Source organism: Streptomyces sp. JB150 (assembly GCF_011193355.1).
Classification (GTDB): domain Bacteria; phylum Actinomycetota; class Actinomycetes; order Streptomycetales; family Streptomycetaceae; genus Streptomyces.
This window is the reverse complement of record NZ_CP049780.1, coordinates 5,675,727-5,694,345: the sequence shown is the minus strand read 5'-3', so window position 1 is coordinate 5,694,345 and position 18,619 is coordinate 5,675,727. Positions and strand designations below refer to the sequence as shown.

The 18,619-nt window shown below is 70.6% G+C and carries 14 protein-coding genes; 5 read left to right on the top strand and 9 right to left on the bottom strand.

The window, feature by feature from the left end; all coding sequences use genetic code 11:
• Nucleotides 1–235: 235 nt before the first annotated feature.
• A complete protein-coding gene (locus G7Z13_RS26265; protein WP_166002690.1) occupies nucleotides 236–2,404 on the top strand; it encodes a RecQ family ATP-dependent DNA helicase in 2,169 nt (722 codons plus the stop codon).
• A gap of 352 nt (nucleotides 2,405–2,756) precedes the next feature.
• The gene (locus G7Z13_RS26260; RefSeq protein ID WP_166002689.1) at nucleotides 2,757–3,389 is read left to right on the top strand and encodes a hypothetical protein; all 633 of its coding nucleotides are present in this window, start codon (nucleotides 2,757–2,759) and stop codon (nucleotides 3,387–3,389) included.
• A gap of 460 nt (nucleotides 3,390–3,849) precedes the next feature.
• Here the strand turns inward: G7Z13_RS26260 and G7Z13_RS26255 are convergent, their stop codons facing one another.
• The 3 genes from G7Z13_RS26255 to G7Z13_RS26245 all read right to left on the bottom strand — a co-directional run bounded on the left by G7Z13_RS26255 (nucleotide 3,850) and on the right by G7Z13_RS26245 (nucleotide 5,982).
• Nucleotides 3,850–4,506 (bottom strand): hypothetical protein, encoded by a 657-nt coding sequence (locus tag G7Z13_RS26255; RefSeq protein WP_166002688.1) that lies wholly within the window; start codon nucleotides 4,504–4,506, stop codon nucleotides 3,850–3,852.
• 68 nt (nucleotides 4,507–4,574) lie between these two features.
• Complete coding sequence (locus tag G7Z13_RS26250; RefSeq protein ID WP_166002687.1) at nucleotides 4,575–5,276, bottom strand: ribonuclease HII; 702 nt, start codon at nucleotides 5,274–5,276, stop codon at nucleotides 4,575–4,577.
• An 82-nt stretch (nucleotides 5,277–5,358) separates the two neighbouring features.
• Nucleotides 5,359–5,982 carry a TetR/AcrR family transcriptional regulator gene (locus G7Z13_RS26245; protein ID WP_166005298.1) on the bottom strand — a complete coding sequence of 208 codons (624 nt, stop codon included), beginning with the start codon at nucleotides 5,980–5,982 and terminating at the stop codon, nucleotides 5,359–5,361.
• Between the two features lie 252 nt (nucleotides 5,983–6,234).
• On the opposite strand from G7Z13_RS26245, the gene G7Z13_RS26240 reads away from it, so the two are divergent.
• Nucleotides 6,235–7,782 carry an MFS transporter gene (locus G7Z13_RS26240; protein ID WP_166002686.1) on the top strand — a complete coding sequence of 516 codons (1,548 nt, stop codon included), beginning with the start codon at nucleotides 6,235–6,237 and terminating at the stop codon, nucleotides 7,780–7,782.
• 449 nt (nucleotides 7,783–8,231) lie between these two features.
• Here the strand turns inward: G7Z13_RS26240 and G7Z13_RS26235 are convergent, their stop codons facing one another.
• The 3 genes from G7Z13_RS26235 to G7Z13_RS26225 form a co-directional block, all read right to left on the bottom strand.
• A complete protein-coding gene (locus G7Z13_RS26235) occupies nucleotides 8,232–9,137 on the bottom strand; it encodes an ADP-ribosylglycohydrolase family protein (RefSeq protein ID WP_166002685.1) in 906 nt (301 codons plus the stop codon).
• 12 nt (nucleotides 9,138–9,149) lie between these two features.
• Nucleotides 9,150–9,809, bottom strand: coding sequence for a histidine phosphatase family protein (locus tag G7Z13_RS26230; protein WP_166002684.1), 660 nt, complete (start codon nucleotides 9,807–9,809; stop codon nucleotides 9,150–9,152).
• Between the two features lie 125 nt (nucleotides 9,810–9,934).
• Nucleotides 9,935–10,540 carry a YdbC family protein gene (locus G7Z13_RS26225; protein WP_166002683.1) on the bottom strand — a complete coding sequence of 202 codons (606 nt, stop codon included), beginning with the start codon at nucleotides 10,538–10,540 and terminating at the stop codon, nucleotides 9,935–9,937.
• Between the two features lie 149 nt (nucleotides 10,541–10,689).
• On the opposite strand from G7Z13_RS26225, the gene G7Z13_RS26220 reads away from it, so the two are divergent.
• Nucleotides 10,690–11,223, top strand: coding sequence for a TerD family protein (locus G7Z13_RS26220; RefSeq protein WP_166002682.1), 534 nt, complete (start codon nucleotides 10,690–10,692; stop codon nucleotides 11,221–11,223).
• 123 nt (nucleotides 11,224–11,346) lie between these two features.
• On the opposite strand, the gene G7Z13_RS26215 is transcribed toward G7Z13_RS26220, so the two are convergent.
• Together G7Z13_RS26215 and nrdR are read right to left on the bottom strand one after the other, a co-directional pair.
• The gene (locus G7Z13_RS26215) at nucleotides 11,347–14,238 is read right to left on the bottom strand and encodes a vitamin B12-dependent ribonucleotide reductase (RefSeq protein ID WP_166002681.1); all 2,892 of its coding nucleotides are present in this window, start codon (nucleotides 14,236–14,238) and stop codon (nucleotides 11,347–11,349) included.
• A 163-nt stretch (nucleotides 14,239–14,401) separates the two neighbouring features.
• Nucleotides 14,402–14,953 (bottom strand): transcriptional regulator NrdR, encoded by a 552-nt coding sequence (gene nrdR, locus G7Z13_RS26210; protein ID WP_166002680.1) that lies wholly within the window; start codon nucleotides 14,951–14,953, stop codon nucleotides 14,402–14,404.
• A gap of 528 nt (nucleotides 14,954–15,481) precedes the next feature.
• Here nrdR and lexA point away from each other — a divergent pair.
• A complete protein-coding gene (gene lexA, locus G7Z13_RS26205) occupies nucleotides 15,482–16,261 on the top strand; it encodes a transcriptional repressor LexA (protein WP_166002679.1) in 780 nt (259 codons plus the stop codon).
• Between the two features lie 223 nt (nucleotides 16,262–16,484).
• Here the strand turns inward: lexA and G7Z13_RS26200 are convergent, their stop codons facing one another.
• Nucleotides 16,485–18,461, bottom strand: a complete 1,977-nt coding sequence (locus G7Z13_RS26200; protein WP_166002678.1) for an ATP-dependent DNA helicase — start codon at nucleotides 18,459–18,461, stop codon at nucleotides 16,485–16,487.
• Nucleotides 18,462–18,619 lie beyond the last annotated feature (158 nt).

The window sequence follows — 18,619 nt, the reverse complement described above, 5'->3', positions numbered from 1 at the left end:
CCGCTTGAGGCTGTGGATAACTCCGATCAGGGACACGTCACCAGCTCCTTTCCGACCGCTCCTCGCAGGCCCCCGCACCGGCACCGGCACTGGCACCGCCCCCGCCCCCGCCCCCCGCACTGGCACTGGCACTGGCACCGGCACCGGCAGTGGCACTGGCACTGGCACTGGCACCGATGCCGCCTCCCCCCTCACCGGACCCCGTTTGTCAGTGCCGTCCTGTTGGATGGAAGACATGGAGCACACGAGCAACGCGGATCTGCGAGCCGAGGCCGACGCGGTCCTCGCCCGCCTCGTCGGGGACGCCACGGGTGGCGCGGCACGGCTGCGCGAGGACCAGTGGCGGGCCATCGAGGCGCTGGTCGCCGAGCGACGCCGGGCCCTGGTCGTGCAGCGCACGGGATGGGGCAAGTCGGCCGTGTACTTCGTGGCGACCTCGCTGCTGCGCGCCCGCGGCAGCGGTCCCACCGTCATCGTCTCGCCGCTGCTCGCGCTCATGCGCAACCAGGTCGAGTCCGCGGCGCGGGCGGGCATCCACGCCCGCACGATCAACTCCTCGAACACGGAGGAGTGGGACGCCATCCAGGAGGAGATCGCGACCGGTGCGGTCGACGTCCTGCTGGTCAGCCCCGAGCGGCTGAACAACCCGGACTTCCGCGACCAGGTGCTGCCCCGGCTGGCGGCGGCGACAGGACTGCTCGTCGTGGACGAGGCGCACTGCATCTCCGACTGGGGTCACGACTTCCGCCCGGACTACCGCCGCCTGCGCACCATGCTCGCCGACCTTCCCGCGGGCGTGCCGGTCCTCGCCACCACCGCCACGGCCAACGCGCGGGTGACCGCGGATGTCGCCGACCAGCTCGGCACCGGCGGCTCCTCGGACGCACTGGTGCTGCGCGGCCCCCTCGACCGCGAGAGCCTGAGCCTGAACGTGCTGCGGCTGCCGGACGCCGCACACCGGATGGCCTGGCTCGCCGACCACCTCGACGAACTGCCGGGCTCGGGGATCGTGTACACGCTGACCGTGGCCGCCGCCGAGGAAGTCACCGCCTTCCTCCGGCAGCGCGGACACACCGTCGCCTCGTACACCGGCAAGACGGAGAACGCCGAACGGCAGCAGGCGGAGGAGGACCTGCTCGCCAACAAGGTGAAGGCCCTGATCGCCACGTCCGCCCTCGGCATGGGATTCGACAAGCCGGACCTCGGATTCGTGGTGCACCTCGGCTCGCCCTCCTCCCCCATCGCCTACTACCAGCAGGTCGGCCGCGCCGGACGCGGCGTCGCACACGCCGAGGTCCTGTTGCTTCCGGGCCAGGAGGACGAGGCGATCTGGGAGTACTTCGCCTCGCTCGCCTTCCCGTCGGAGGACCTGGTGCGCCGCACCCTCGACGTCCTCGCCCGCGCGGACGGCCCGGTGTCCCTGCCCGCCCTGGAGCCCCTGGTGGAGCTGCGCCGCTCCCGGCTGGAGACGATGCTCAAGGTTCTGGACGTGGACGGGGCGGTACGGCGGGTCAAGGGCGGCTGGGTCGCGACGGGGCGGCCCTGGACGTACGACACCGAGCGGTACGCGTGGGTGGCCCGGCAGCGGAAGGCCGAGCAGCAGGCGATGCGCGAGTACGCCTCGACCAGCGGCTGCCGCATGGAGTTTCTGCAGCGGCAGCTGGACGACGAGGGCGCCAAGCCCTGCGGCCGCTGCGACAACTGTGCGGGCCCTCGCTTCAGCGCGGACACGTCCGCGGCCGCCGTGGACGCCGCGCGCGCCGACCTCGGGCGGGCGGGCGTCGAGGTGGAGCCCCGCCGTATGTGGCCGACCGGCCTGCCGGCCATCGGTCTCGACCTCAAGGGCCGTATCCCGGCTGGTGAACAGGCCGCGCCCGGGCGGGCTTTGGGCCGGTTGTCGGACATCGGCTGGGGCAACCGGCTGCGGCCGATGTTCGCGCCGCAGGCGCCGGACGGTCCCGTGCCGGACGACGTGGCGAAGGCCGTCGTGGACGTGCTCGCGGACTGGGCGAAGGGCCCCGGGGGCTGGGCGCCGGGGGTCCCGGACGCCCAGCCGCGCCCGGTCGGGGTCGTCACCGTCGCCTCCCGTACCCGGCCGCGGCTGATCGGCTCCCTGGGCGAGCACATCGCGCGGGTCGGCCGGCTGCCGCTGCTGGGCTCGGTGGAGTACACGGCGGACAGCGGCCCGGTCCCCCGGAGCAACAGCGCGCAGCGGCTGAAGGTCCTCGACGGAGCGCTGACCGTGCCGCCCCCGCTCGCCGCCGCGCTGGCGGAGGCCCGCGGTCCCGTGCTGCTCGTGGACGACTTCACGGAGACGGGATGGACCCTCGCGGTCGTGACCCGCATGCTCCGGCAGGCGGGTGCGCAAGGGGTGTTGCCGTTGGTCCTGGCGGTACAGGGCTGACGCCGGGCACGGCACCGCCGGCGCCTCGGACGCGGTGCCCACGGCCCGCCCCGGCGGCGCGCCCCGACCGTCCGTGTGACCTGGTCGGAGTGGCTGTTTGAGAGGCGGGCGAGCGTCGTATCGTCGGCCTGGGGCGTCGCCCGGCAGACCGGTGGGTAGGGATATAAGCCACGCACCACCCGATAAGGGTTGGTGGCACCAATTGCTCGTTGCCGCTTCCAGGTTCGACAGGAAGAATTGAAGTCCGCTCCCCGCACGGCCCGACCGTGATCAGGCAGGGCTCCGCTGCGGTGTGCGCTCCCCCGAATCCAACCCCCGCCCGCAGTGTGGGCGCGTAGCCGAAGGGAGGATCGTGACCTTCGGATTCGCTCCATCCGCGGCATCCACGCCGACGTCCGCCGGCCTGTCCGCCGCATCCGCCACCCCTGTGGCCCGCATGCTCGAACCCGCGGAGTGGGCCGCCGCGGGCATCCCCCTTCTGCGCAACCCGCGCGAGGTGGTCAGCGGGTTGCACGCGCGGCACCGGCCGCAGCCGGCCACGGCGATCGTGGCCGTGCTCGACCCGGACGAACGGCTGCGCGCGAGCGCGTCCTTCGTCCGCCGCCCGGCCCCGGCCGATGGCTGGATGTTCCGCAACGCACTCCTCGCCCAGCTGCGCCGGGTGATCCCGCACGACCTGCGCCGCCGCACCCCCGTGCGCACGGCCGTGCTGCTCTACTGCCGTGAGGGCGAGGCGCGTTGGACGGAGGAGGACGGAGCCTGGATGTGGGGGCTGCGCGACGCCTGCACGCTGCACGGGCTGCGCTGCGGCGCGTACATCACCCTGACCCGGGACGGCTGGCAGGTCCTCGGCGAGGGACGCGGCGGACGCCGCCCGAGCGCGCGTTCCGCACCCGAACCCTTCGCCATATCCGAGGCGCCACCCCCACCGCCGCGCACTGGTGGCGCCGCCTCGGAAGTGCTCCGCCGCGCGGCGGCACGCTGACACCCGTCCTGATACCGACCGCCGGTCCGGACCCGCCAAGGTCCTCAGCGGGTCTCCGCGCCACCCTGGGGCCGCAGTCGCGCCGGCCACGTTGGCCCCGTAGGCCGTACGACCATCCGCACGCCCCGCCCGGAGTTCCCCGGTGGCGCGGACACGTCACACGGCAGGCGCGGCGAGCACGCAGGTGCCAGCCCGCTCGACCGCCTCGGCGTCGTACGTCCCGGAGCCTCACCGCACCTCACGGAGCCTCACCGCACCTCACGGAGCCTCACCGCGGCAGACGGAGCCTCACCGCGGCAGACGCGGTTCACCGAGTCCTGAGTCCTCGTCGGCCGACACCGTCAACCCCGGCCGTCCGGGCACGCCGAAGCCGCCGCGTCGCGCGGGTGCCGTCACGACGGCGCCCGTCACGAGGCCACGCGGCCTCGCCCGCCAGGGACCGGGGACTACTCGAGCCCGCTCAGACGCCGACGCCCAGCACCGCGTTGATCTGCTGCGGGTCACCGCAGACGATCAGCAGGGCACCGGCGCGGCTCAGGGCCAGCGGCAGGGCGGTGGCGACCACGGAGTCGGTGCCGCCGTTGACGGCGACGACGACCACCGGGCGGGAGGCGGCACGTCCGGCGACGGCGGCGTCGGCGTAGAAGACGTCGTCGCGCGCGTCGTGCTGGGCCCAGTAGGCGGCCTCACCGAACGACAGCTCGTGGGCGGCCCACGGGTGCGGCTCACCCGTGGTGATCACCAGCACGTCGCCGGGGGCGCGGCCCGATTCCAGCAGGAGGTCCACGGCCTCCTCGGCGGCGTCGAGGGCTCCCTCGACGGAAGCCGGGATCAGCTGGATCTGCGGCTTCACCGAAGCCGAAGCCGGAGCCGGAGCCGGAGTCGGGGCGGGGGCGGCCGGAGCAGCCGGCCCAGGCTTGGGCGCGGCCACGTCACGCGGCGTCCGCTGCACCGGAGGGGTGGGCCGGAGAGGGCCGGGACGACCAGGACGCGGCGGAGCCGCGGGGCGGGGGCCGGGTACGGGGCGGGGGGTCGGCGCGGTACGGCCACTGGCCGGAGTGGCGCGGGGACCCTGGGCACTCTCGTGAATCTGAGGCTCCTCGGGGATGAGAGGCATGACCTGATGTTTATCAAACATTGGTGCGACACGCGTGGGTGGGTCGCACATACGTGCGCCGGAAGGCGTCAGAAATCGAAGCCGAGCTGACCCGCGATTTGCGGAACGCTTCCGTCCCCCCAGCTGCGGACCTTCTTGAGGTGCCGCCACTGTGGCAGCGCATCAAGATACGCCCACGACAAACGGTGGTACGGAGTGGGGCCCCGCACCTCCAGTGCGGCCTTGTGCACGGGCGACGGATACCCGGCGTTGTCCGCGAAACCGAAGTCTGCATGTTCGACACCCAGTTCGGCCATCATTTTGTCGCGCTGAACCTTGGCGATCACCGACGCCGCCGCCACCGCCACGCACGACCGGTCGCCCTTGATCACGGTCCGGACCTTCCAGGGCGCACCGAGATAGTCGTGCTTGCCGTCGAGGATCACGGCGTCGGGACGGACCGGCAGGCCCTCCAGGGCGCGGACCGCGGCGAGCCGCAGCGCCGCCGTCATGCCGAGGTCGTCGATCTCCTCCGGGGACGCGTGCCCGAGGGCGTACGACGTCACCCACTTCTGGAGTTCCTCGGCGAGCGCGGTGCGACGCTTGACGGTCAGCAGCTTCGAGTCGGTGAGACCCTCAGGGGGCCGGCGCAGTCCGGTGATCGCCGCGCAGACGGTGACGGGGCCGGCCCAGGCGCCGCGCCCCACCTCGTCGACACCGGCAATGATCTTCGCTCCGGTCGTGGCGCGGAGTGAGCGCTCGACGGTGTGAGTAGGTGGTTCGTACGGCATGGCGCCCTTAGCGTACGCCGCCACGAACCCGCCGCGACACCCCGGTTTGCCCCAGCCGCACCGGGACGGCCGGGCGCCTCGCTCACACCCCCGACGGCCGGAGCAGCGGCATCATCAGCTGGTCGACCATCTCCTCGATCTCCCGGTCGGTCCATTCGCAGCCGCACATCTTCGACCGGTACATCATCATCGCCGGGACAGCGTCGAAGACATACCCGTTGGCGGCGTCCGCACGGACCTCACCGCGGCGAATTCCGCGGTCGATGACCTCGCGCAGCAGCCTTATCGTCGGCTCTACAACCCCCTCGACGATCACGGAGTGGAAGCGCTCCGCCTGCATGGTGTCGCATTCGTGAATGACGGAGCGCAGGGCGAAACCCGGCCTCGAGTACATCGCGTCCCGGGCCCGCCGGACCAGCGCCAGCAGATCCTCGCGCACGTCCCCGAGATCGGCCGCCGCGTCCAGCCGCGGCAGACCCGCCTTGAGCGCGTCGACGACCAGATCCTCCTTGGAGGGCCAGCGACGGTAGACGGCGGCCTTGCCGGTCTGGGCGCCGGCGGCCACGCCTTCCATGGTGAGGCCGCTCCAGCCGACCGTACTGAGCTGCTCCAGCGCGGCATCGAGAATCGCGCGTTCGAGCACGGCGCCGCGCCGACGGGGAGAGGCCGCCTGAGCGGGGGCGGCCGACCAGCGCGAAGTAACCATCCGAATGTCTCCAGCGAACAACAGGAACGGGAATCGAGGACAGAAGGGGTGAAGGGGACGTTCACCCTGGCAGCAGCCGAGCACGCGGCGAGCGACACGCGGCACGCGGCACGCGCCGCGCAGCACACGACGCAGGGCACACAGCACACGGCGACGAGTTGAGTGAACGCTTGCGTTCACTAGCGGGGACTCACTACCGTGGACGCGACAGTGAACGCGAGCGTTCACTAATGTTCTCGTGGGGGACCCATAGTGACGACCTCTCAGTTGACGAAAAATCAGAACCCTGGTGCGGCCCGTCGGCAGGGCCGCCCCGGCATCGCGCTCACCGTCATCGCGGCCTGCCAGCTCATGGTGGTCCTCGACGCGACGATTGTGAATATCGCGCTCCCGCATATTCAAGACGCCCTCGAGTTCAGCACCACCGACCTCACCTGGGTGGTCAGCGCCTACACCCTGACCTTCGGCGGTCTGCTGCTCCTCGGTGCCCGCGCCGGTGACATCCTCGGCCGCCGCCGGGTCTTCATGACCGGCATCCTGCTCTTCACCTTCGCCTCGCTGCTGGGCGGTCTCGCCCAGGAGCCCTGGCAGCTGCTCGCGGCACGCGCCCTGCAGGGCGTGGGCGGCGCGATCGCGTCGCCGACCTCGCTGGCCCTCATCACCACCACCTTCGCCGAAGGACCGGAACGCAACCGCGCCTTCGGCGTCTTCGCCGCGGTCTCCGCGGGCGGTGGCGCGATCGGCCTGCTGGCGGGTGGCATGCTCACCGAGTGGCTGGACTGGCGCTGGGTGCTCTTCGTCAACGTCCCGATCGGTGTGCTGATCGCCGTCCTCACACCGCTCTACATCAACGAGTCCGAACGGCACCCCGGCCGCTTCGACATCGCGGGCGCGCTCACCTCGACGGTAGGCATGGCCTCCCTGGTCTACGGCTTCATCCGCGCGGCCGAGGAGGGCTGGCGGGACAGCGTGACGCTCACGTCCTTCGGTGTCGCCGTGGTCCTGCTGATCGCCTTCGTGCTCACCGAGATGCGGGCCAAGGAACCGATCACCCCGCTGAGGATGTTCACCGACCGCAACCGCGCGGGCACTTACGTGATCATGCTGAGTCTGGCCGCGGCGATGTTCGGCATGTTCTTCTACATCGTGCTGTTCGTACAGAACGTGCTGGGCTACAGCCCGATCAAGGCGGGTCTGGCCTTCCTGCCCGTCACGGTCGCGATCGTGATCGGCGTGGGTCTGTCGCAGCGGTTCCTGCCGGTGCTCGGTCCGAAGCCGTTCATGCTGGCCGGCTCCGCGCTCGTGGTCGTCGGACTCGTCTGGCAGACCTTCATCAGCCCCGACAGCTCCTACGCCGGCGGCGTGCTCGGCCCGATGCTGGTGTTCGGTTTCGGCATGGGCCTGAACTTCGTGACGGCGACGGTGACCGCGGTCGCCGGTGTCGCCTCGCACGAGGCGGGCGCGGCGTCGGGGCTTCTCAACGCCACTCAGCAGGTCGGCGGTTCGCTGGGGCTGTCCATCCTCACCACCGTGTTCGGCACGGCCAGCAAGAACGAGGCGGAGAAGCAGCTGCCGGGCTTCATGGCCGAGAGCTCGCCGGAGCAGAAGGCCGAGTTCGCGCAGACCCATCAGCTGCCCGCGCCGTGGGGGCACGAGGTGCTCACCCAGGGCATCTCGACGGCGTTCGTCCCGGCCGCGGCGATGGCGGTGCTGGCGCTGGTCACGGCCTGGCTGGTGATACGCGTCCGCAAGAGCGATCTGGACGCTCTGTCCGGCGGCGCGGGGCCCATGGTCGGCTGACCCGAGAACATCGCGGACCGGAGGCGACGGCCGGCCGAAGGGCGTCACGGGGGTACGCCCGCGGCCGGCCGTCCGGTCCGCGAGCGACTGCGGATGGCGGGACCGCGTCCGGGACACCGGCGACGAGGACGCGGACCCGGCCACCCGCACCCCCCGGCCCGCTGCCGCCAAGACCGCGGCGCCGCACAGGACCACCACGGCGAGCAACGCCGCCGGCACCCACGACATCCCCATGCCCCACCCCCTGCGCCACCTCGAAGCGATGCCCTTCCACGGTTTCGCGAAGCAGGTCCAGCGCTCCGCGACACCATGACAACGCACGGCCGGTCACGGAGAGTTCCCGGCACGCACAGAGAGTTTCCAGCGCCTGATTTCCCACCTGGTCGCCGTACGCCACGGGACCAACGGGACCGCCACCGCACCCGCGTCGCCGAGCGAGCCTCAGCCCGTCAGACAGCCGACAGAGTCCAGTCCGGCAGCGCCTCCGTCCGCGCCACCCACTCGGCGGGCGGCGCCCCCGCCGTACCGGAGGCGACGACCCCGCCCACGATGGCGCAGGTGGTGTCGACGTCACCGCCGGCCTGCGCGGTCGTCCAGAACGCCTGCTCGTAGTCGCCGAGCGAGCGCGCGGCGGACCAGAGGGCGAACGGCACGGTGTCATGGGCCGTCCTCCGCCGCCCGCAGCCCAGTACCGCCGCGACCGTGGCCGCGTCGCCGTAGTCGAGCATGTCGCGGGCACGGCGCAGCCCCGCCCCGACCGCGCTCTTGGGGACGAGGGCGATGACGCCGTCGAGCAGCGCCTCCCCGGTCGGTGGGCCGGCGGGGTCGGCAGCGAGCGAGGCTGCCGCGGCGACGGCCATGGCGCCGACGACGGCCTCGCGGTGCTGGTGCGTGGGGTAGGCGGAGATCTCCGCCTGGTGGGTCGCCTGCTCGGGGTCGTCCGCGTACCAGGCGCCCAGGGGCGCGATGCGCATCGCGGCGCCGTTGCCCCACGACCCCTGTCCGTTGAAGAGCCCGGCGGCCAGCTCACGCCAGTCGCCGCCCTCGCGGACGAGGCGGAGCAACCGGGTCACGGCGGGGCCGTAGCCGCGGTCGAAGTCGTGGTGGTGGGCGAAGGAGTGGGCCAGGGCGTCCTGGTCGATGCGTTGGTGGGCGGCGAGGACGGCGACGACGGAACAGGCCATCTCGGTGTCGTCGGTCCACTGCCAGGGGCCGGGCGGCAGCTCCCGTCGTTTCAGGAGGGGGTAGTTCACCGGAACGAAGAACTGGGAGCCCAGCGCGTCCCCCACCGCCAGTCCGCGCAGGCTGGCCAGGGCGCGCTCCAGGCGCCCGTGGGAAGAGGAGTCAGCGGTCATCGCCCTGCCACTCTATCCGGTGATCCCGTAGGGCTCCGGATCTCGCCATTGTTCGAACGGCCGGTCCAGCGTGTACTTGCCGTTGTCCCCCAGAACGAGCATGCGCATATCGCCGTTCCCCGGATTCGCCAGCGATTCGAACTCGGCGACCGTCCAGTGGAACCAGCGCATGCAGAACAGGCGCATGGCCAGGCCATGGGTCACCAGCAGCACGTTCGGCGGGTGATCGGGGTCCTCGAAGCTGCGGAAGAGGCTTTCCAGGAAGTTGCCCACCCGGTCGTACACGTCGGCGCCGCTCTCCCCCTGGGCGAAGCGGTAGAAGAAGTGGCCGTAGGCGTCCCGGTAGGCCTTCTGGAGCCGTACGTCGTCGCGGTCCTGCCAGTTTCCCCAGTCCTGCTCGCGCAGCCGGGGCTCCTCGCGCACCCGTATCAGCTCGGGGTCGAGGTGGAAGGCGCGCAGGGTCTCGTGCGTACGGCGGTAGGGGGAGACGTAGACACTGACCCGTTCCCGCCCGAACAGTTCCCGCAGTCGTTTGCCGGTCTCCTCGGCCTGGCGCCAGCCCCGCTCCGTCAGGGCCAGGGCATGATCGGGTTCGCGTTCGTACACGGAGTCATCAACATTGCCCGTTGACTCGCCGTGCCGGACAAGGACGATGCGCCGTGGTCGTGCCATGCCAAAACCCTAGATCGGGTGAGGGCCGATCGAGCACTCGTACCGGTCCTGTACGGCGTACGTCACACAAATCCGTAGCGAGCCACCACACAGGAGCCCCGTCAGGGAGCCGTGCGGCCACGCGGTCAGACCGTCCAGGCCGGCTCCAGGTCGACGATGTCGCCGGTGAGCGCGGCGACGTCCGCCTCGGTCTGGGCGCGCAGGGCCAGCCGCTCCACGCGCTCGGTGCGGTACTTTCCGTGCTCGGCGGCCGACCGCCACATGGAGAGAATCATGAACTCGTTGCCGGGTGCCTCCGCGAACAGGCCCCGGATCATGCCCGGCGAACCGGCCATCGCCGGGTTCCAGACCTTCTCCTGCTGCAGGGTGAAGTTCTCGACGCGGTCCTCGTGGACCCGGCACAGGGCGACCCTGAGGAGATCGGCGTCCGTGAACCGCGGCTCGAAGCCGGTCTTCACGTCGAACCGGTGGTCGAACAGCCTGACCTGCGCGTCCTTGAAGGTGCCCGACTGGGACGCCGCCAGCCGGTCGTGGGAGCGGGCCATGAAGGAGTCGTAGAAGGCCCTGCTCTCCCAGAAGGCGAAGACATGGGCGACCGAGGGCCGGCTACGGCTCCAGCCCCCGCCCTGTCCCCGGAAACCCGGCTCACCCAGCAGCCCCGCCCACTTTCGCTGTCCCCGTTCGAACCCTCGGCGGTCCACCACGGTGCAGCGAATCCACTTGACCAGCACCGCGCCATGGTAAGGCCACGGGGTGTGGCGGCGGTCGCCCTCCGGCGCACCCAACCCGCGCGGGCGCCCCGGCGTGCGTGGCAGGATGGGCAACCTGCTGTCACCGCCCGGCAGTTCGCACTGCGGGCAATCGGGGAAGGGGGACGTTCGTGAACGGCATCAGCAAAGGCATCCGCAAGGCCGAGATCGCGCTGAAGTGGGACCCGAGCCCGGCGGGGCAGCCGCCCACCGATCTCGACATAGTGGCGGCGACCTACCTGGCGAGCGAACCGTACGGCGATCCGGCGTACGTGGTGCACTTCGACAGCCGCTCCCCCGACGGGACCATCTACCTCAACCGGGACAGCAAGGACGGCAAGGGCTTCGGCTGGGACGAGGTGCTGACCGTGGAGCTCTACCGGCTCGATCCCCGCTACGCGCGCGTGGTGGTCGGTGTCGTCGTCCAGCAGCGTCCCGCGCGGCGCACCTTCGTGAGCGTGGTCAACCCGGCGCTGCGTGTCCGTGAGGAGTACACCGATCTCGCGCAGGACGACTTCGGCGGCGTCCTCGGGGCCACGGCGGCGACAGTCGCGGAGTTTTGGCGGGACGAGACGGGCGTGTGGGACTTCCATCCCGGGGTGACCGGCTTCGAGGACGATCCCACGGACTTCGCGAGGGTCATGGGCACGCTCCGCCGCCCCTGATCTCCCTGGCGGATCCGCAGGTGGTCTCGTAGCCGATCTCTGCGACTGAATCCCGTAACTGCTTCGCGAACGTGAAGAAGGGGCGCCGGCTGGTCGCCGGCGCCCCTACTCATCTCTCAGCGGTCAGCTGCAGCCGCTGGTCGATCCGCAGCCCTCGCAGATGTAGCAGGATCCGGCCCGCTGCATCTTGGTGCCGCAGGAGAAGCACAGCGGGGCGTCGGCCTGGATGCCCAGCTGCATCTCCACCAGTTCGGCGCTGGTGTGGGCCTGCTTCGGGGCGGGCTTGGCCGCCTCGGCCTCCGCCTTCGGCGTGGCGACGGCCTTGAGCTCCTGTGCGCGCGGCGCCGACTGGGCCAGGCCCTCGACGTCGACGTCCTCGTCGTCCAGCGGCTCGTAGGAGCCGGTCTCCAGGTGGCGCTGACGCTCCTCGGCGGAGTGGATGCCGAGCGCGGAGCGGGTCTCGAACGGCAGGAAGTCCAGCGCCAGGCGGCGGAAGATGTAGTCGACGATCGACTGGGCCATCCGCACGTCCGGGTCGTCGGTCATACCGGCCGGCTCGAAGCGCATGTTCGTGAACTTCGAGACGTACGTCTCCAGCGGCACGCCGTACTGGAGGCCGACGGAGACCGCGATGGAGAAGGCGTCCATCATGCCCGCGAGGGTCGAGCCCTGCTTGGACATCTTCAGGAAGACCTCGCCGAGACCGTCGTCCGGGTAGGAGTTGGCGGTCATGTAACCCTCGGCGCCGCCGACGGTGAAGGACGTGGTGATGCCGGGACGTCCCTTCGGGAGGCGCTTGCGGACCGGGCGGTACTCGACGACCTTCTCGACCTTGGCGGGGGCCTCCTCGGCCTTGACCTCGGGCTTCTTGCCGTCGTCCTTCTTCTTGGCCGACAGCGGCTGGCCGACCTTGCAGTTGTCGCGGTAGATGGCGAGGGCCTTGATGCCCATCTTCCAGGCCTCGAAGTAGATCTCCTCGACCTCCTCGACGGTCGCCGTCTCCGGCATGTTGACCGTCTTGGACAGGGCGCCGGAGATCCACGGCTGGATCGCGGCCATCATGCGGACGTGGCCCATCGGGGAGATGGCGCGCTCGCCCATCGCGCAGTCGAACACCTCGTAGTGCTCCTGCTTGAGGCCGGGGGCGTCGATCACATTGCCGTGCTCGGCGATGTGGGCGACGATCGCCTCGATCTGCTCCTCCTGGTAGCCCAGGCGGCGCAGGGCCTGCGGGACGGTGCCGTTCACGATCTGCATCGACCCGCCGCCGACCAGCTTCTTGAACTTGACCAGCGCGAGGTCGGGCTCGAGGCCGGTGGTGTCGCAGGACATCGCCAGACCGATGGTGCCGGTCGGGGCGATGACGGACGCCTGCGAGTTACGGAAACCGTTCTTCTCGCCCAGGCGCAGCACGTCCTGCCAGGCCTCCGTGGCGGCGGCCCAGACCGGCGTGTCCAGGTCGTCCATGCGGACGGCCTTGTCGTTGGCGTCGGCGTGCTGCTTCATGACGCGCTTGTGGGCGTCGGCGTTGCGGGCGTAGCCGTCGTACGGGCCGACGACCGCGGCCAGCTCCGCGGAGCGGCGGTAGGCGGTACCGGTCATCAGGGAGGTGACGGCACCGGCGAGGGCGCGGCCGCCGTCGGAGTCGTACGCGTGACCGGTGGCCATCAGCAGGGCGCCGAGGTTGGCGTAGCCGATGCCGAGCTGGCGGAACGCGCGGGTGTTCTCGCCGATCTTCTCGGTCGGGAAGTCCGCGAAGCAGATCGAGATGTCCATCGCGGTGATGACCAGCTCGACGACCTTCTGGAACCGCTCGGCCTCGAAGGACTGATTGCCCTTGCCGTCGTCCTTCAGGAACTTCATCAGGTTCAGCGAGGCCAGGTTGCAGGACGTGTTGTCCAGGTGCATGTACTCGCTGCAGGGGTTCGAGCCGTTGATCCGGCCGGACTCCGGGCAGGTGTGCCAGTGGTTGATCGTGTCGTCGTACTGGATGCCCGGGTCGGCGCACGCCCAGGCGGCCTCGGCCATCTTGCGGAACAGGGCCTTGGCGTCGACCTCCTCGATGACCTCGCCGGTCAGGCGGGCCCGCAGGCCGAACTTCTCGCCGTTCTCGACGGCCTTCATGAACTCGTCGTTCACGCGGACCGAGTTGTTGGCGTTCTGGTACTGGACGGACGTGATGTCGTCACCGCCCAGGTCCATGTCGAAGCCCGCGTCGCGCAGGGCGCGGATCTTCTCCTCTTCCTTGACCTTGGTCTCGATGAAGTCCTCGATGTCGGGGTGGTCGACGTCGAGGATGACCATCTTGGCCGCGCGGCGGGTGGCGCCACCGGACTTGATCGTTCCGGCGGAGGCGTCGGCGCCGCGCATGAAGGAGACCGGGCCGGAGGCGTTGCCGCCCGAGGACAGCAGCTCCTTGGAGGAGCGGATGCGGGAGAGGTTCAGGCCGGCGCCGGAGCCGCCCTTGAAGATCATGCCCTCTTCCTTGTACCAGTCGAGGATCGACTCCATGGAGTCGTCGACGGACAGGATGAAGCAGGCGGAGACCTGCTGGGGCTGCGGGGTGCCGACGTTGAACCAGACGGGACTGTTGAAGCTGAAGATCTGGTGCAGGAGGGCGTACGCCAGCTCGTGCTCGAAGATCTCGGCGTCGGCGGGCGAGGCGAAGTACTTGTAGTCCTCACCGGCCTTCCGGTACGTCTTCACGATGCGGTCGATCAGCTGCTTGAGGCTGGTCTCGCGCTGCGGGGTGCCGACGGCACCGCGGAAGTACTTGCTGGTGACGATGTTGACCGCGTTCACCGACCAGAAGTCGGGGAACTCGACGCCACGCTGCTCGAAGTTGACCGAGCCGTCGCGCCAGTTGGTCATGACGACGTCACGGCGCTCCCAGGTCACCTCGTCGTACGGGTGCACGCCGGGGGTGGTGTGGATGCGCTCGATGCGCAGGCCCTTGCCGGTCTTGGCACCCTTTACCCGGGAACCTCGTGCCGGACCGCTCGCCGTCTCTGTCATGCCGCCTCCCTGTACGGGCGAAAACGCCCTGAAGTGCTCCATTGTTCCCGGAGCACGATGTTCTGTCTGATGTTGCGGGCACCTCTCGCTGCCGCCCGCAACAGGTCTTCGATCGCCGCCGACCTGCCGGATCCGGAACGCGCGTCCGGACCCGGCCCCTCGGTCAGTCGGCGGCACCCGCGGGCTCGGGGACCTGTACGGCCCCTCCCGACCCGCAGTCGTCTTCCCGGCTCCCCGCGCCGGCATCCTCGTCGCCCGCCGCGCGGTGTCCCGTCTGCTCCCTGAGTTCTGCGATCGCCGCCTCGAAGTCCTCCAGCGACTCGAACGCCCGGTAGACGGACGCGAAGCGCAGATAGGCGACGAGGTCGAGCTCCTGCAGCGGGCCGAGTATGGCCAGACCCACGTCGTGGGTGGTCAGCTCGGCACTTCCGGTGGCCCGCACCGCCTCCTCGACCCGCTGGCCGAGCTGGGCGAGCGCGTCCTCGGTGACAGGCCGCCCCTGGCATGCCTTGCGCACGCCGTTGATGACCTTGGTACGGCTGAATGGCTCGGTGACTCCGGACCGCTTCACCACCATGAGCGAGCACGTCTCCACCGTCGTGAAACGACGGGAGCAGTCAGGACACTGGCGGCGCCTGCGGATCGACGTGCCGTCGTCGGTCGTACGACTGTCGACGACGCGGCTGTCGGGGTGCCTGCAGAAGGGGCAGTGCATGGACTCCAACCCTCCTCACAGCAGACTCAATAGCCTCGTAGGCCTCACGGGCCCCTCGAAGCAGCCACCAGCATAGGCGATCGCGGCGGGCTCGATGACCCGGGGGACCACAACTTCTGGGCCACTGTCGCAATCCAACCACTAGATGTGGGGATCGGCACGGAGACGCAGGACAGGCCGCGTGTCGCCCGCGCGGAGCGCACGCGCGCGATTGGGCCGTGCGGACACCTTGGGGAGATAGCGTGGCCGCCGCGCGGAGATGACGGAGGACTCGTGCGCGTACGGGGGCCGGTGCCCGGTTGACGGGACCCCGGATGGCAGACTGTGGGCTCACCCCAGAAGGGCGCTTCCCCGGCGGTGAAGAGTACAACAATGGGCGCATTTGTCCGCACGGCACCGCGTTAGCCATACACCGAGACCCGTGATCACGACAGGTGAAACGCGGTTTTTCACTCGAACGTGTGTTTGGCGCAACCTTTCGAAAGCAACTACCGTTGTGCAGCAGGGAGACCATCGAGAGGGGCCGACGTGACCACCACCGCAGACAGTGCCACCATCACTGCCCAGGACCGCTCCCAGGGCCGACTCGAGCCGGTGCATGCGATGAACGAAGCCACGAATCCCGAGGGGCCCAAGCGCTCCCTGCCGGGCCGACCTCCAGGCATCCGGGCCGACAGCTCGGGACTCACGGACCGGCAACGCCGCGTGATCGAGGTCATCAGGGACTCCGTCCAGCGGCGCGGCTACCCGCCGTCGATGCGGGAGATCGGCCAGGCGGTCGGCCTGTCCAGCACGTCCTCCGTGGCACACCAGCTGATGGCACTGGAGCGCAAGGGCTTCCTGCGCCGTGACCCGCACCGCCCGCGCGCCTACGAGGTCCGCGGCTCCGACCAGGCCGCGTCGGTGACGCCCACCGACACCGCCGGCAAGCCCGCCGCGTCGTACGTGCCGCTGGTCGGCCGGATCGCCGCCGGTGGCCCGATTCTCGCCGAGGAGTCGGTGGAGGACGTCTTCCCGCTGCCCCGGCAGCTCGTCGGCGACGGAGAGCTGTTCGTCCTGAAGGTCGTCGGCGACTCCATGATCGAGGCCGCGATCTGTGACGGCGACTGGGTCACGGTCCGACGCCAGCCCGTCGCCGAGAACGGCGACATCGTCGCCGCGATGCTCGACGGCGAGGCCACCGTCAAGCGCTTCAAGCGCGAGGACGGCCACGTCTGGCTCCTCCCGCACAACTCGGCGTACGAGCCCATTCCGGGTGACGACGCGACCATCCTGGGCAAGGTGGTGGCCGTACTGCGGCGCGTATGACGGCCGCGACGGGCGGGCTGCTCGCAGCCGCCCCTCAGACCGGGCCCCGGGACCCCTGCGCCGGTTCCGGGGCCCTGTGCTGTGCGGGGCCCTGTGCTGTGCAGGGCCCTGGCGGTCCCTCCGAGAGTGAGCACGTCGTGTCCCCCCTCTGCGGGTGAGCACGCCGTTCCCTTGATGGGTGAGCACGTCGTGGGGCCTGTCCGCTGTCGGACAGGCCCCACGGTCATTTCGCTTCTGTCTGCTTCGCGGCCGCGTCGATCGCCGCGAGCGACTTGCGGACCTGGTTACGGTCCGTGGTGTACCAGAAGTCGGGCAGTGACGCCTTGAGGAAGCTGCCGTAGCGGGCCGTCGCCAGCCGCTGGTCGAGTACGGCGACCACGCCGCGGTCGCCGGTCGCGCGGACCAGGCGGCCGGCGCCCTGGGCCATGAGCAGCGCCGCGTGAGTGGCGGCGACGGCCATGAAGCCGTTGCCCCCGGCCTCCTCCACCGCCTTCTGGCGCGCGCTCATCAGGGGGTCGTCGGGACGCGGGAAGGGGATCTTGTCCATGACGACCAGCTGACAGCTGGGGCCGGGCACGTCGACGCCCTGCCAGAGCGACAGCGTGCCGAACAGGCAGGTCCGGGGATCTGCCGCGAAGTTCTTGATCAGCTCGCCCAGGGTTTCCTCGCCCTGGAGCAGGATCGGGAACTCGGGGATGCGCGAGCGCAGCTCCTCGGCGGCCAGCTGGGCGGCCCGCATGGACGAGAACAGGCCGAGCGTGCGGCCGCCGGCCGCCTGGATCAGCTCGGTCAGCTCGTCCAGCATGTCCGCGCGGTCGCCGTCCCGCGCGGGGCGCGACAAGTGCTTGGCGACGTAGAGGATGCCCTGCTTGCGGTAGTCGAACGGGGAACCGACGTCGACGCCCTTCCACTGCGGGAGGTCGTCGCCCTCCACGCCCTCCGGGCCGAGTCCCAGGGACGCGCCGACACCGTTGAAGTCGCCGCCGAGTTTCAGCGTCGCGGAGGTGAGGATCACGGACCGGTCCGCGAACAGCTTCTCGCGCAGCAGGCCCGAGACCGACATGGGGGCGACGCGCAGGGAGGCGCCGAACCGGTCGTGGCGCTCGTACCAGACGACGTCCCACTCGGAGCCGTTCGTGATCCGCTCCGCCACGTCGTGGATCGTCTCCACGGAGGCCAGTGCCTGCTTGCGCACCGCGTCCTCGTCCGGGACGGACTTGTCGCGGGTCGCGCCGATCGCCGAGATCACCGTGCGGCAGGCGTCCCGCAGCGCCATCAGGGCGTAGTCGAGGTCCTCCGGGATCTCCTCGAGGCGGCCGGGCAACGCCAGCTCCATCAGCCGCTCGAAGCCCTCCGCGGCGGTCTGCAGCTGGTCGGCGGCCTTCTCGTTGACGAGTTTCGCGGCGCGGCGCACCGCGCGGTTGACCTGGCCGGGGGTCAGCTCGCCGGTGGCCACGCCGGTGACCCGGGAGACCAGCTCATGAGCCTCGTCGACGATCAGCACCTCGTGCTGCGGCAGGACAGGGGCGCCCTCGATGGCGTCGATCGCGAGCAGGGCGTGGTTGGTGACGATGACCTCCGCGAGCTTGGCCCGCTCACGGGCCATCTCGGCGAAGCACTCCGCGCCGTAGGCGCACTTCGTGGCGCCCAGGCACTCCCGCGACGACACCGACACCTGGGACCAGGCGCGGTCGGAGACACCGGGCGTGAGGTCGTCACGGTCGCCGGTCTCCGTCTCGTCCGCCCAGTCGCGCACGCGCAGCAGGTCCTGGCCCAGCTTGCTGGTGGGCGCGGCCGCCTCGAACTGGTCGAACAGTCCCTCTTCCTCGTCCTGCGGGACGCCTTCGTGGAGACGGTGCAGGCACAGGTAGTTCGACCGGCCCTTCAGCATCGCGAACTCCGGGCGGCGGCGCAGCAGCGGGTGCAGCGCGTCCACCGTGCGCGGCAGGTCGCGCTCCACCAGCTGGCGCTGGAGCGCGAGCGTCGCGGTCGCCACGACCACTCGCTCCCCGTGGGCGAGCGCGGGCACGAGGTAGCCGAGTGACTTTCCGGTGCCGGTGCCGGCCTGGACGAGCAGATGGGAGCCGTCGTCGATCGCCTCGGCGACGGCTTCGGCCATGGCCACCTGGCCAGGACGCTCCGTGCCGCCGACAGCGGCGACGGCGGCATGCAGGAGTTCGGGGAGTGAGGGCTTTGTCATAGCGCGACAACCCTACGGCCCAGCACTGACAAACGGGGGGTCGCGGCCGGGGAGACGGGGTGGATCAAGACGGTGATGTCCTCGGGTCGGTGAGGGTGGCGGGACGGGGAGTGCGGGCGTGAATTCGGTTCGGGCGGGATTCGGTAGGGGTGAGGTTC